The 13,842-nt window shown below is 40.4% G+C and carries 12 protein-coding genes; 8 read left to right on the top strand and 4 right to left on the bottom strand.

All coding sequences use genetic code 11. The features are described 5' to 3' along the window. Window position 1: 1 nt before the first annotated feature. On the bottom strand, window positions 2-1,174 hold the full coding sequence (locus F909_RS05920; protein ID WP_081401922.1) for an MFS transporter: 1,173 nt from the start codon (window positions 1,172-1,174) through the stop codon (window positions 2-4). Between the two features lie 179 nt (window positions 1,175-1,353). Beyond that, on the bottom strand, window positions 1,354-2,742 hold the full coding sequence (locus tag F909_RS05925; RefSeq protein ID WP_005152519.1) for an amino acid permease: 1,389 nt from the start codon (window positions 2,740-2,742) through the stop codon (window positions 1,354-1,356). 355 nt (window positions 2,743-3,097) lie between these two features. Between F909_RS05925 and fahA the strand changes: the two genes are divergently transcribed. The 4 genes from fahA (at window position 3,098) to F909_RS05945 (ending at window position 6,651) form a co-directional block, all read left to right on the top strand. Continuing rightward, window positions 3,098-4,402: a fumarylacetoacetase gene (gene fahA, locus F909_RS05930; RefSeq protein WP_005152518.1), complete on the top strand. Its 1,305-nt coding sequence runs from the start codon at window positions 3,098-3,100 to the stop codon at window positions 4,400-4,402. Then, a complete protein-coding gene (maiA, locus tag F909_RS05935) occupies window positions 4,389-5,021 on the top strand; it encodes a maleylacetoacetate isomerase (RefSeq protein ID WP_005152516.1) in 633 nt (210 codons plus the stop codon). The genes fahA and maiA overlap by 14 nt, the downstream gene beginning before the upstream one ends. A 19-nt stretch (window positions 5,022-5,040) precedes the next feature. Then, entirely contained in the window at window positions 5,041-5,589 is a 549-nt protein-coding gene (locus tag F909_RS05940; protein WP_004653219.1) for a VOC family protein, read from the top strand. A 282-nt stretch (window positions 5,590-5,871) separates the two neighbouring features. Continuing rightward, window positions 5,872-6,651 (top strand): IclR family transcriptional regulator, encoded by a 780-nt coding sequence (locus tag F909_RS05945; RefSeq protein ID WP_005152515.1) that lies wholly within the window; start codon window positions 5,872-5,874, stop codon window positions 6,649-6,651. A 71-nt stretch (window positions 6,652-6,722) separates the two neighbouring features. On the opposite strand, the gene hppD is transcribed toward F909_RS05945, so the two are convergent. Beyond that, window positions 6,723-7,778 carry a 4-hydroxyphenylpyruvate dioxygenase gene (gene hppD / locus F909_RS05950; protein WP_005152513.1) on the bottom strand — a complete coding sequence of 352 codons (1,056 nt, stop codon included), beginning with the start codon at window positions 7,776-7,778 and terminating at the stop codon, window positions 6,723-6,725. Window positions 7,779-8,244: 466 nt separating this feature from the next. Here hppD and F909_RS21425 point away from each other — a divergent pair, with 466 nt between their 5' ends. The 4 genes from F909_RS21425 (at window position 8,245) to F909_RS05970 (ending at window position 13,027) form a co-directional block, all read left to right on the top strand. Then, window positions 8,245-8,478, top strand: a complete 234-nt coding sequence (locus tag F909_RS21425; protein ID WP_005152512.1) for a hypothetical protein — start codon at window positions 8,245-8,247, stop codon at window positions 8,476-8,478. A 431-nt stretch (window positions 8,479-8,909) separates the two neighbouring features. Further along, complete coding sequence (locus F909_RS05960) at window positions 8,910-10,301, top strand: GntP family permease (protein ID WP_005152510.1); 1,392 nt, start codon at window positions 8,910-8,912, stop codon at window positions 10,299-10,301. A 30-nt stretch (window positions 10,302-10,331) separates the two neighbouring features. Further along, window positions 10,332-11,495 carry an iron-containing alcohol dehydrogenase gene (locus F909_RS05965; RefSeq protein WP_005152508.1) on the top strand — a complete coding sequence of 388 codons (1,164 nt, stop codon included), beginning with the start codon at window positions 10,332-10,334 and terminating at the stop codon, window positions 11,493-11,495. A 35-nt stretch (window positions 11,496-11,530) separates the two neighbouring features. Continuing rightward, a complete protein-coding gene (locus F909_RS05970) occupies window positions 11,531-13,027 on the top strand; it encodes a CoA-acylating methylmalonate-semialdehyde dehydrogenase (protein ID WP_005152507.1) in 1,497 nt (498 codons plus the stop codon). Between the two features lie 44 nt (window positions 13,028-13,071). Here the strand turns inward: F909_RS05970 and F909_RS05975 are convergent, their stop codons facing one another. After that, window positions 13,072-13,821, bottom strand: coding sequence for an IclR family transcriptional regulator (locus tag F909_RS05975; protein ID WP_005152506.1), 750 nt, complete (start codon window positions 13,819-13,821; stop codon window positions 13,072-13,074). Window positions 13,822-13,842 lie beyond the last annotated feature (21 nt).

The raw sequence follows: 13,842 nt of genomic DNA, 5'->3' as shown, positions 1-13,842 counted from the left end.
CTTAATTTTTGGCTGCTGTTTCCACTTGATTCGGCAGCCATAGTACCAGTAATAAACCAAACAAGACCACCACACTGGCACAGTAGAAAATTATCGCACCTGAAAAAATTTGCCAATAATGCCCTGCCAATAGACTTCCAGATGCTACACCTAAGCCCCACATCGTACTGTATAAGGCTTGCCCCCGACCTTGCTGCTCTGGTGTAAAGTTTTGGAAAATCACTTTCATCGCAATCAGGTGGAACAGGCCAAAACTAAAGGCATGTAAACACTGAGCAAGCAACTGTCCAATATAGCTGGTCTCTAAGATACCAACCAAGAACCAACGTAAACTGGTCAAAACCAAGCAAATCACCACCAACGTCCGCCATGAAAAGCGAGTGAAGAATAGCTTTTGTGCCACAGCAAACATCACAATTTCAGCAATGACGCCCATTGCCCATAAGCTACCAATTTGAGTGGTGCTAAATCCAATTTCTTTCAGGAAGTTGCTATAGAAACTATAAAAGGGTGCCAACGAAAATAGTAAGATAAATTCAATGGTAAAGAATGCTGCTACAGTTGGCTTCTTTAAAATTGGCCATAAAGGTTCTAATTTTTTCTGTGAACTCGGTGCATGCTCAGGTTCTTTAATACTAAATGACCAAAGAAATGCAAGAAATGAAATCGCCAAAAGTAAAATGGGCAACATTGAAATTGGAACAACTTCCAATAATGTCCCAATCGAAAATACACCCACAATAAAACCGACTGATCCCCACTTACGCACTTTGCCATAGAGTTCTGCACGTTTTTCGCCAAGCCAAAATAAAGTTACCCCTTCAAATTGCGCCAGAATTGCATTTTGGAAGAAGCTAAAAATCAGCATCAGCAAGGCCACTGATTGAAAGCTATTTGGAATCACAAAAATGGCAAACCAAATACAGGCTTCCATCCATGTCGCAATTCGAACCAAAAGCATTCGTTTACCAGACTTATCGGCAATCCAGCCCCAAATCAATGGGGCAAAAAAACGGGTGATAATGGCAATTGAGGAAAGGATGCCGATTTCTTGATAATTAAAACCTTGATCTTGCAGATACAGATTCCAATACGGCATGAAAGTTCCAACTATGGCATAGTAGAACAGGTAGAAACCAGCCAATCGTGTTTGGATACTGAATGATTGAAGCAATTCAAATGCCTTTTTAAGTGTCAGATAAGAATAAAAAAGAACGGAAACTCGATTGATATAAGCGAATTTTAGCTCATTCCACCAAACAATTCGCCAAATATCAGCATCAATATCAAAGTCTATATCTAAAAAAAACAGGGCTGAAAATTTAGCCCTGTTTTTTAATATCACTTTGAAGTTTACACATCCGTATTTAAGGCCACGCTCGGCTGAGCATTTCTTAATTTTCGCTGCTTCAAATAATAGGCTAACATCAAACAGAGAATCCATGCAGGAATCATGATGACCGCGATCCGCATATCTGCAGTCAATGACATCACCACAAGAATGCTCAGCATAAAAATAATGCATAGATAATTACTGAATGGATAAGCAATACTTGGGAACTTAGTCGTTAGCCCTTGCGCTTGCATGGCTTTACGGAACTTTAAATGCGTCCATGAAATCACCACCCAGTTAATCACGATCGCTGCAACTACCAACATCATCAACAGACCAAATGCTTTCTCTGGGAATGCATAGTTCAATAATACGCACAGTACCGTCACGAATGCAGAGACATAGACGGCATTGGTTGGAATACCACGTTTATTGATTTTCTCAAGAAACTTGGGTGCATTACCTTGTTTGGCCAAGCCCAATAACATACGACTACTGCAATAGCTGGTTCCGTTATAAACAGATACAGCCGCAGTCAAGATCACAAAGTTCAACATTGTTGCAACGCCTTGGCTATCTAATGAAGCAAAGACCATCACGAATGGACTACCACCTTGTGCCATTTGGTTCCAAGGGAACAGTGCAAATAAGATGAAAAGCGTTGCAATATAGAAAATCAAAATACGGTAGATAATTTGATTCACTGCTTTTGGCAAAGTTTTATCAGGATCGTGTGCTTCTGCCGCAGTAATACCAAATAACTCAATGCCACCAAAAGCAAAAATGATCACAGCCATTGCCATCACCAGGCCTTCTACGCCAAATGGAAAGAATCCACCCAATGCCCAAAGATTACTGATTCCAGCCTGCGGCCCTGCTGTTCCCGTTGCGAGTAAATACGAACCAAAGCCAATCATGGCCAAGATTGCTAAAATTTTGATGATCGAGAACCAAAACTCCATCTCACCAAAAAACTTGACATGCAAAAGGTTGATACCGTTAATTAAGATAAAAAAGGCCAATGCCGAAACCCATGTCGGGATTTCAGGCCACCAGTATTGAATATATAAACCAATCGCTGTGAGTTCGGCCATACAGACCAGTACATTGAGTACCCAATAGTTCCAACCTGACATGAAACCTGCAAATGAGCCCCAGTATTTGTAAGCAAAATGGCTAAATGAACCACTGACTGGCTCTTGTACCACCATCTCACCTAACTGTCGCATCATTAAAAATGCAATAAGCCCTGCAATCGCATAACCCAAAATGACCGAAGGGCCAGCCAGCTTAATCGATTGTGAAATACCTAGAAACAAACCTGTGCCAATCGCACCACCTAGCGCAATAAGCTGGATGTGCCGATTGCTTAAACCGGGGTTCAGGTTTCCTTGCTCCTGTTTTGACATATGATTATTCTCATCCTTGTCGCGTAATTTTTATGTACAAAATTACGTATATCATAAGTTAATCACAAATGCCTATATCTAATTCGAAAAATAATCAGTTCACTTTTCGAATAACCGCGCATATAAACAGAAAATTCAATAAATAACAAATATTATGAATAATGTAATTAAATTATGTATTGCGTAATTAATTATTTTCAGTATGATAGAAATTAAGACGCAGGGATTTTTGCTCTAAGCAAAGTAGAATCGGCAGATAAAAGCCTATACATCATTTTATCTTTCAATTACTTAGTCAAATACTCCTTGAACAACCAGATTAGACCAACAGAATTAAAGACAAGGAAAGCGAATCATGGCACATCATTTAACTTCTTTTCTTGAGATTGATGCCCAATCAGATTTCACAATACATAATTTGCCATACGGTATTTTCAGCGAAACCGCACAAGGTGACAAACGCGTTGGCGTTGCAATTGGCGAATGGGTCCTTGACCTTGCTGCATTAGAGCAAAAAGGCTTATTACAGCTCACGACCGCAAACTGCTTTAATCAGCCAACACTGAATAAATTCATCGGAACAGGCAAACAGAATTGGCATACGGTTCGCAGCACTTTACAAAGTTTATTGTCTGCGGAAAACCCGACCTTACGTGATCATGCCGATTTACGTCAGCAAGTGATGTTTAAACAAGAAGATGTGGTTTTACATTTACCGATTCATGTTCCTGGCTATACCGACTTCTATTCATCTAAAGAACATGCCACCAATGTGGGCACTATGTTTAGAGACCCTAAAAATGCGCTATTGCCGAACTGGAGCGAACTTCCTGTAGGCTATAACGGTCGTGCAAGTTCTGTAATTGTCAGTGGTAAAGAGATTGTGCGCCCTTCTGGGCAAATCAAATTACCCAATGAAGAACGTCCTGTGTTCTCGGCAACACGTAAACTCGATTTCGAACTTGAGACTGCTTTTGTTGTCGGTAAAGCAACTGAATTGGGTGAACCAATTGCCATTGAAAATGCATGGGAACATATCTTTGGCATGGTGTTGCTGAATGACTGGTCAGCTCGTGATATTCAACAATGGGAATATGTACCTTTAGGCCCTTTCAACGCCAAAACTTTTGCCAGTGCCATTTCACCATGGGTGGTGACAATGGAAGCGCTTGAACCATTTAAAGTCAAAGGTCCAGAGCAACAGCCAAAACCATTGGGCTATCTACAAGAAAACACCGCAAACAGCTATGACATTCATCTGAGTGTTGAAGTTCAAACACCTCAATCAGAACAAGCTGATGTGATTTGCCAAACCAACTTTAAATATATGTATTGGTCAATGGCACAACAACTGACTCACCACACCATTGCAGGCTGTAATGTACAAGTGGGCGATTTAATGGGTTCAGGCACGATTTCAGGCCCAACGGAAGATTCTTATGGCAGTTTACTGGAACTGACTTGGAATACCACCAAACCGCTCAACCTTTCCAACGGCGAAAAACGTGGCTTCTTGGAAGATGGTGACCGTGTTGTGATGAAAGGCTATTGCGAAAAAGACGGGATTCGTGTGGGCTTTGGTGAAGTTGCCAATACCATTTTACCAGCACGTCACTTTCGTTTTAATGAACAAAAGGACGAGCGCTATGAAACTGTATAGTTACTTTCGTAGCTCTGCGGCTTATCGGGTACGTATCGCGCTTAACCTGAAGGCGCTGCCCTATGAAACTGAGGCAGTGCATCTCGTTAAAAATGAGCAGCAACTGGCAAGTTATCGTGCACTCAATCCAAGTCAGTTGGTTCCGACACTGCTTGACCAAGATCAGACCTTTACCCAGTCGCTTAGTATTTTGGAATATCTGGAAGAACGTTATCCGGCCAAAGCGCTGCTACCTAAAGATCTAGTGCAACGCGCCAAAGTCCGTGCCTTTGCACAAAGCATTGCCTGTGACATTCATCCAATCAATAACCTGAGAGTATTGAAATACCTGCAAAACGATCTTGCTATCAGTAACGAGCAAAAAACGCTGTGGTATCGACATTGGATTTTAGAAGGCTTTCACAGCTTAGAAATGCAATTACAACATTCCAATGGGCAATTCTGCTTTGGCTCACAGCCGACTTTTGCAGACTGTTGTTTGATTCCTCAAGTCTACAACGCCAAGCGTTTTAAAATTGACTTAAGTGCTTTTCCAAAGATTGAGTCGATCTATCAACATTGCTTGACCCTTCCCGCATTTTTAAATGCTACCCCAGAACAACAACCAGATTGGGAATAAAGATAAAAGGAGTTTTATCATGAGCTTTGCAATTAAAAAAATTCATCATGTGGCTTATCGCTGTAAAGATGCTAAAGAAACAGTCGAATGGTACAAAAAAATGCTGCATATGGATTTCATTTTGGCATTTGCAGAAGACCATGTGCCATCTACCAAAGCCTTTGATCCTTACATGCATTTATTCTTAGATGCGGGTCAAGGCAATGTACTGGCATTTTTTGAACTGCCGACGCAACCAGATATGGGCCGTGATGAAAACACACCACAATGGGTGCAACATATTGCTTTTGAAGTGGAAGATTTAGATGCACTGATGGCAGCAAAAGCACATCTCGAAGCCAATGACGTGAAGGTATTAGGGGTGACCAACCATGGTATCTTCCATTCGATTTACTTCTTCGATCCAAATGGTCACCGTTTGGAATTGACCTATAATGATGTCCATGCTGATGCCAAGATTGCACGAATCACCGAAGAAATGAAACTAGAAATGCTGGATGAGTGGAGTCGCACCAAACGTGCACCGCACCATACCCACTTCTTACATGAAGATGAACTCGGTGCATAAATCCAGTTCAATAAAATTGGCATTAGCGTTGTAAAATGTTAATGCCTTTTTTATTGTCTAAATTTAAAGCATTCTGTGTATTTTTAAGGCATAGTAAGCTCAGCAAGATAAAGTGCAATCTCTCTAAAAACAATTGTATGCTTATGCAATTCACCAATTTGATTCATTTAAAAAGATGATTTCTATTTTGCCAAATGCTCAGGCATTATGTGCTGGATGTAAATTTTCCATGATTGACAGCAACAAATACGGCGTAAAAGCACGCAGCTTAAGGGTTATTGAATGATTGAAGAAAAGTTATCTGGTGGGGTTCAATCACTTGAGGTCGGATTAGCCGTACTCAATGCCCTTTTAGACCATAACAAGCCCATTATATTAAAAGATCTATCTAGCAAACTGGATATGCACCCTGCCAAGGTACACCGTTATCTGGTCAGCCTGATTCGTATGAACTACGCCAAACAACTGATTGATGGACAATATGCTCTGGGTGATCAAGCATGGCGCTTAGGCTTAAATTGCATTCAACATACCGACGTATTACAGCTGGTTCAGCATCTGATTTACGAATTACAAAACAAGATTGGCTGCGGCATCCAAATCAGTAAGTGGTCACCTAAAGGGCCTTTAGTGGTTCAATCGATTGAATCCAACCACCCTATTTCGATCGTGACTAAGGTCGGTTCGATCATGCCGTTGGTCAATTCTGCCGCAGGTCGTGTGTTCGCTTCTTATATGCCCGAAGCGATGATCAAACCACTCATGCAAGCGGAATGGGAAAAAGCTGCGCACAACCATTACCCGATTAAACCCATCGACTGGGATGAATTCTTGGTATTAAAAGAAAATGTATTGCAACACGGCATGTCAATTGCACAAGGTGATCTTCTGGTCGGGATTAATGCAGTTGGTCTACCAATCTTTAATGCGCATCATTCAATGGAGTTCTGTATTGTTGCATTGGACAGTGAAATGTTTTTCTCTGTCCATGACGGTAGCGAAAAACTTGAGTTATTTAAACGCGAAGTTGCTGCAATCAATCAATATATTCAAATACGTTAAAATGAATTGATACAATAAAAAGCCAAGAATCAAAATTCTTGGCTTTTTATTGTATCAAGCTTTGATGTGGATTATTTTGCTTCTAAAACACCACGGCGGATTTGGTCACGTTCGATGGATTCAAACAATGCCTTGAAATTACCTTCACCAAAGCCGTCATCATCTTTACGTTGAATGAATTCAAAGAACACAGGCCCAAGCATATTTTGCGAGAAAATCTGTAACAGCAGCTTTTTCTGACCATCTTTGGTATTGCCATCCAACAAGATACCACGTTTTTGCAATTCTTCAGTTGGCTCACCATGATTAGGTAACCGCTCTTTCAGCATTTCATAATAAGTTTCAGGTGGTGCTGTCATAAACTGCATGCCGATCCCTTTCAACTTGTCCCATGTTGAAAGCAAATCATCGGTAATAAACGCAATATGCTGAATACCCTCACCATTGAAATCTGACAAAAACTCTGCAATTTGACCATTGCCTTTGTCTGAATCTTCATTCAATGGAATACGAATCATGCCATCTGGTGCAGTCAAGGCTTTAGAGGTTAAACCTGTATATTCGCCTTTGATATCAAAGTAGCGAATCTCTTGGAAGTTAAAGATTTTTTCGTAAAAGTTCGCCCAATACTCCATACGTCCTTTATAGACATTATGGGTTAAATGGTCGATTTCATTCAGACCTGCACCTTTTGGATTTCTGTCTGCATCATCAAAGAAAACGAAGTCATTTTCATAGATATCACGGTCAACAAGGAAAATTGGCATGCCACCAATCCCTTTGATCGCAGGAATATTTAATTCCATTGGTCCAGCTTGTGAATACATTGGCTCTGCACCAAGCTCCACAGCTTTGCTAAATGCTTTGGCTGCATCACGGGTTCTGAAACCCATCGCACATGCTGAAGGACCATGTTCTTTAAAGAAGAATGAAGCATAAGATTCAGGCTGGTAGTTCAAGATAATGTTGATATTACCCTGACGCCATAAATAAACTTTTTTAGACTTATGCTTTGCGACTTTGGAAAAACCGATGGTCTCAAAGATTTGATCTAATCCATTTTCCGTCGAAACAAATTCAATAAAAGCAAAACCACATAATTCTAATGGGTTATCTAAAATGTCCATCTAGTTTCCCTTATTTAGATAAATTCATCCGTTTAATGCTCTGTATAGGTCTTATTCTTCAATTGCTTAATCGCTATCTAAAAGCATCAACCTATACATGCGTTATTAGAAAAGGCGACAGGTGTTTTATAAGTATGTAAAAGCATCCGTGTTTAAGCCCTTTCAGTCCATGAGTCAGCCAAATGAAGAGATCATTGATCTTGGCTCTCAGCTATAAATTCATGCTACAAGAAAGTTTAAATTTATGCAATACATAATTAAATTATGTTATGTGTAATTTTATTACTGTTTGGCTCTCCCAATAAAAGTCGTTATTAAAGGGGAATTGGTAATATCTCTAAATCAGACCATGGTCTCAAACTCATACGAATAAATGTCTTGCGATTAGGCTATTTGTCTTATTTCCTTAACAAAGTTCGATTAGCTTAAACCTGTGATCTACAAAGGCGAATGAGATATTTTAGACATGACGCAAACTTCGATTTTCGAACAGTTAACTCAACTCATTGAAAGCTATAGCCATGAACATGGCAGTAGACCACAAAAAATTTTAATTGGGTATAAGGCCTATTATGACTTGATGGGAAATTCGAGTTTTGCCACTGAGGTCACTGACTCAGCTTTAAACCCAAATAAGAGAAAGTATAAAAAGATTAAAATCAAAGTCACTAAAGATGACTATCAACTCGAGCTAGAGTAATTTTTCTGGCTTGAGCAATGCATTCTTCTATGATGCCTATCACCCCACAAAAACAACAATTAAAAGTTGAGGGGGGGAACAATAGATGTTGAGTTAGACCATATCAACTTAAAGTTTTGATGACTCACTTTTCCTACTTACTTTAAAAAACATTTACTCAAAATTTGCTTATAAAAACTTGGTTAGCAATGTTCTTTGCGGCATCAATGCTCTATGTAATCTAGAACTTTCAAAATAAAAGTTACTATTTGATTTTAATATTTTTTTTAATTTATCCGCCTCTCATCTCACAAAAATCCTCCAATACAAGCGACTAACTTCGCGATTACTTCACTCTAATTGTCACTATTGACTTCATTTAGATTAAATTATATACATTAATAATGATACGTTTCGTATCATTATATAAAACTACAAAAACAGGTGTGTAAATGGTCGGACTAATTGGAATAGTCTTGTCCTTAATACTGCTGATGTATTTAGCATATAAAGGATTTAGCGTAATCGTACTTGCGCCCTTACTAGCATTATTTGCTGTCGCATGGAGCGGACTAAGCAATCAAATACCTGGATTTTATTCTCAAGTGTTTATGACAGGTTTAGGCGGTTATATCATCAAATACTTCCCGCTTTTTTTATTAGGCGCAGTATTTGGAAAATTAATGGATGACTCTGGTTCTGCACAAACCATTGCCAATTTTTTTGTTGAAAAACTTGGTCATCACAGAGCTATGCTTTCCATTGTGTTGTCTTGTTCAATTTTAACTTATGGAGGCGTTTCACTTTTTGTTGTAGGTTTTGCAGTCTTTCCAATTGCCTCTGCATTATTTAAAGAACTTGGTATTCCCAAGCGATTCATCCCAGCGGCAATTATGTTAGGTGCACTTACCTTTACCATGACGGCCTTACCAGGCACACCTGCAATCCAAAATGCAATCCCGATGCCTTTTTTTGATACTGATCTCTATGCTGCACCAGGACTCGGTGTTTTGGCATCGATCTTTATCTTGATAACCGGTATGTGGTGGCTCAATCGGCGTGTCAAAAAAGCGGATATCAAGAGCGAAGGTTATGGGTATCATAACGAGACTCACCTTGAGCGGAAATCAATACATGCTCACCCCAGTCTTGTGGTCGCGTTTATTCCAATTTTCATTGTAATTGTGAGCAACTTAGTCCTCACTAAACTTATCTTAGCTTCGCTGGATACTGCATATTTGGCAACGGATCAGTTTGGGAATACCTCACTCAATTCAGTGATTGGACTATGGGCAATCATATGTGCACTAGTTCTGGCTTGTTTAAGCATTATTGTTCTGAACTGGAAGTCGATTGTCGATATAAAAGACTCAATTCAGCAAGGCGTTTCCTCGTCATTTTTACCCATTTTTAACACGGCATCAGAAGTCGGCTACGGTTCAGTCATTGCGTCTTTAGCAGGCTTTATTATCTTACGTGACTTTCTTGTCGGCATTGCACCCAACAACCCACTCATTTCAGAAGCCATTGTGATCAATGTATTGGCAGGTATCACAGGTTCTGCCTCGGGTGGTTTGAGTATTGCCCTGAATACCATGGGAGAAACGTATAAAGATTTGGCTTTCCAACACGGGATTTCATTGGAACTCATGCATCGGGTTGCCTCTATGGCTTCTGGTGCACTGGATTCACTTCCTCATAATGGTGCCGTCATTACTATTATTACCCTTTGTGGTTTAACCCATAAACAATCTTATTATGACATGTTCATTGTCGCGGTCATCATTCCATTAATTGCACTCAGTGGTGTAATCGTACTTGGAACAGTATTCGGTTCTTTTTAAAAACAATCAATTTAATACGGAGAATTAAAAATGTCATTTTCAACTCACCTTCCAAGGATTATGGAAATTGGAAAAAATGCGCGGGCTAAGCTTCCCATGATTTTAGAAAGCTTAGGTGCGAAGAAGCCACTCATTATTACCGATAAAATGATGGTTTCACTTGGGTATATCAAACAAATTCAAGAGCTGTTAAAAGCTGAAAATATAGAAAGTGACTATTTTGATGGAACTATACCAGAGCCCACTTCTAGTTCCATTGAGGCTGGTGTGAAATATATTCAGGCGCAGCAGTATGATGCCATTATTGCGATTGGTGGTGGTAGCCCAATTGATAGTGCCAAAGCGATCAGTATCTTGAGCAAACATGGTGGTGATATCTCTGATTATAAATTCCCTAGACAAGTTAATGAGCTAGGACTGCCCATCATTGCTATTCCAACTACAGCAGGAACCGGATCGGAATGCACGCGTTTTACCATTATTACCAATGATAAAACCAGTGAGAAAATGCTGTGTGCTGGGCTCGGTTTTCTGCCAATAGCGGCAATTATTGACTACGAACTCACCCTATCTCTTCCTCCACGTACAACCGCAGATACAGGTATTGATGCGCTTACCCATGCCATCGAAGCTTATGTCAGCAAGAAAGCCAGTCCATATAGCGATGCGCAAGCTCTTGCAGCGATGAAACTTATTGGTCCAAATTTACAAATCGTTTATCACCATCCTAATAATGAGCAAGCACGTGAAAAAATGATGCTCGGTTCTACTTTGGCAGGTATTGCTTTTTCAAACGCCTCTGTTGCTTTGGTGCATGGTATGAGTCGGCCCATTGGTGCTTTCTTTCATGTTCCGCATGGCTTATCTAATGCAATGCTGCTTCCTCTTATCACAGAGTTTTCTATCCAAGCAGCTCCTGAACGCTATGCCAACTGTGCAAAAGCAATTGGTTGTGCACATTCAGATGATGCGATTGAGATCGCCAATCAAAAGCTTATAAAAACCTTAATTGCGATTAATCAAGATTTAAACGTTCCGACAATGGCTGAGTTCGGTGTAGACAAACAATATTTTGATGACGTCGTTCAGACCATGGCCGAGCAGGCCCTGGCCTCGGGATCACCATCCAACAACCCTATCGTGCCGACGATTAAGCAAATGATCAACCTATATCAACAGCTTTGGTCAGCATAAAAAACTTTCATTTTTATAACAGAGGATCAATTCACATGGAACTCATTGGACATTTTATTCAGGGTGCAATCAATACAACGCATACACGTACGCAAGCGGTTTATAACCCGTCATTAGGCATACAAACAAAAGAAGTCGCACTTGCCAGCAAAGCAACCGTGGAGGAAGCGATTGCAGCGGCAGAAGCGGCTTTCCCAGAGTGGCGCAATACCCCAGTGATCAAACGGGCTCGCGTCATGTTTAAATTTAAAGAGTTGCTTGAAAACAATGCTGAAAAAATTTGTCAGCTAATTGGTGAAGAGCATGGCAAAATCGGACATGATGCCGCAGGCGAATTACAACGTGGCATCGAAAATGTTGAGTATGCTTGTAGTGCCCCTGAATTTTTAAAAGGTGAATTTAGTAAGAATGTCGGACCTGCAATCGACTCATGGAGTGAGTTTCAACCTTTAGGGGTTGTTGCAGGGATTACCCCGTTTAACTTTCCAGTTATGGTTCCATTGTGGATGTTCCCAATGGCCATTGTGTGTGGAAACACTTTCGTGCTTAAACCTTCCGAGCGTGATCCTTCATCAACGTTATTTATTGCCCAACTGCTCAAAGAAGCAGGACTTCCTGATGGTGTATTAAATGTTGTAAATGGAGATAAAGAAGCAGTTGATACTCTGCTGCACGATACGCGTGTTCAAGCGGTTAGCTTTGTCGGTTCCACACCAATTGCAGAGTATATCTATAAAACAGCAACTGCCGCAGGTAAACGCTGCCAAGCATTGGGGGGCGCAAAAAATCATGCCATTGTCATGCCTGATGCAGATTTAGATAATGTTGTCAGCTCTTTATTAGGTGCAGCATTTGGTTCATCTGGCGAACGCTGCATGGCACTTTCAGTCGCGGTCGCGGTAGGTGATGAAATTGCAGATCAAATGATTGCAAAATTATCCAAAGAAATCGATTTGCTTAAATACGGTTCATATTCAAATAAAGACAATGATTTTGGTCCAGTGATTACGGCGCAACATAAAGCGAAAGTGGTCAACTATATTAATAGTGCAGAACAACAAGGTGCTAGCGTGATTGTGGATGGTCGAAATGCAGCGCCTAAAGGCTACGAAAATGGTTTTTATGTTGGTGCGACGCTGATTGATCAAGTTCGCCCTGATATGACTAGCTATAAAGAAGAGATCTTTGGTCCCGTACTGCAAATCATCCGTGTTAAAACCATGCAAGAGGCCATGGACCTGATCGACAGTCATGAATATGGGAATGGCACATGTATCTATACCCGTGATGGTGAAGCCGCACGCTATTTTAGCGATAACATTAAAGTGGGAATGGTCGGCATCAATATCCCGCTTCCAGTTCCTGTGGCTTATCATAGTTTCGGCGGTTGGAAGCGTTCATTGTTTGGTGATTTACATGCCTACGGGCCAGATGGTGCCCGTTTCTATACGCGCCGTAAAACCATTACTCAACGCTGGCCGAGTACCAATGTCCGTGAAGGGGCACAATTTTCGATGCCGACTCTCAACTAATTTAGTTACCCACTAAATAAGAGTGAGCACTCTGCTCACTCTTTTTACACATCAATCAATTTATTTAAATTATTTGCAGCCTGACGTAATAAAGGCTCAAAAGTTAATAGATCATCAAGGGATTTTCTTATTGTGGGTGCATGTACATAAAGGCACGCCACAATGCTACCTGCTCTTTGAATGGGAACTGAACAAGCCACCATACCTGCAATAAACTCTTCATTATCAGTACCAAGTTTATTCAAAAAAATTTGATCCAAATTTTCTTCAAGTAAAACTGGATCGGTAATTGTATTTTTGGTGAGTTGTACGATCGGTAGATGTTCTAGTATATTTTTCCTGCGATTCATAGGCTGAAAACTTAAAAAAAGTTTTCCACTTGATGTACACCACAAAGGCACAGTAGCGCCAACAGGAAGATATACCTGTAAAGGCCAATTCGCCTGTACCCTATCGGTGTAAAGCATTTGATTATCACTGAGTATTGCAATACCACATGTTTCATTAATCTGATCAGATAGTTTTTGCAGGATTGCCAACCGCTCCATCTTTCGTGGTTCCTGCTCCCATGAACTCATCAACAGCTTATAGGTGCGATCCCCTAAAATATAACCTCCGTACATATCCGTCTTCACAAATTTTTCTTGCTCTAAGGTTTGCAACAATCGATGGATACTTGGCTTTGGAATATCCAACTCGACTGAAAGATCTAAAGGTGATGGTGGATGTTTTGCAGTTGAAATTGCCTCAATAATGTCTAAAACCCGAGTAATTGATGAACCTTTTTTATTCATTTTGAAGTCCCAAAACCTACA

This window comes from Acinetobacter sp. ANC 3929 (assembly GCF_000369405.1).
Classification (GTDB): Bacteria; Pseudomonadota; Gammaproteobacteria; order Pseudomonadales; family Moraxellaceae; genus Acinetobacter.
Note: the sequence above shows the minus strand (reverse complement) of the source record. Positions and strands in the feature narration are given on the sequence as shown.

Coding starts and splice junctions, on each gene's coding strand:
- F909_RS05925 (WP_005152519.1), bottom strand. CDS start 2,742: ATGTCAAAACAGGAGCAAGGAAACCTGAACCCCGGTTTAAGCAATCGG.
- fahA (WP_005152518.1), top strand. CDS start 3,098: ATGGCACATCATTTAACTTCTTTTCTTGAGATTGATGCCCAATCAGAT.
- maiA (WP_005152516.1), top strand. CDS start 4,389: ATGAAACTGTATAGTTACTTTCGTAGCTCTGCGGCTTATCGGGTACGT.
- F909_RS05940 (WP_004653219.1), top strand. CDS start 5,041: ATGAGCTTTGCAATTAAAAAAATTCATCATGTGGCTTATCGCTGTAAA.
- F909_RS05945 (WP_005152515.1), top strand. CDS start 5,872: ATGATTGAAGAAAAGTTATCTGGTGGGGTTCAATCACTTGAGGTCGGA.
- hppD (WP_005152513.1), bottom strand. CDS start 7,778: ATGGACATTTTAGATAACCCATTAGAATTATGTGGTTTTGCTTTTATT.
- F909_RS21425 (WP_005152512.1), top strand. CDS start 8,245: ATGACGCAAACTTCGATTTTCGAACAGTTAACTCAACTCATTGAAAGC.
- F909_RS05960 (WP_005152510.1), top strand. CDS start 8,910: ATGGTCGGACTAATTGGAATAGTCTTGTCCTTAATACTGCTGATGTAT.
- F909_RS05965 (WP_005152508.1), top strand. CDS start 10,332: ATGTCATTTTCAACTCACCTTCCAAGGATTATGGAAATTGGAAAAAAT.
- F909_RS05970 (WP_005152507.1), top strand. CDS start 11,531: ATGGAACTCATTGGACATTTTATTCAGGGTGCAATCAATACAACGCAT.
- F909_RS05975 (WP_005152506.1), bottom strand. CDS start 13,821: ATGAATAAAAAAGGTTCATCAATTACTCGGGTTTTAGACATTATTGAG.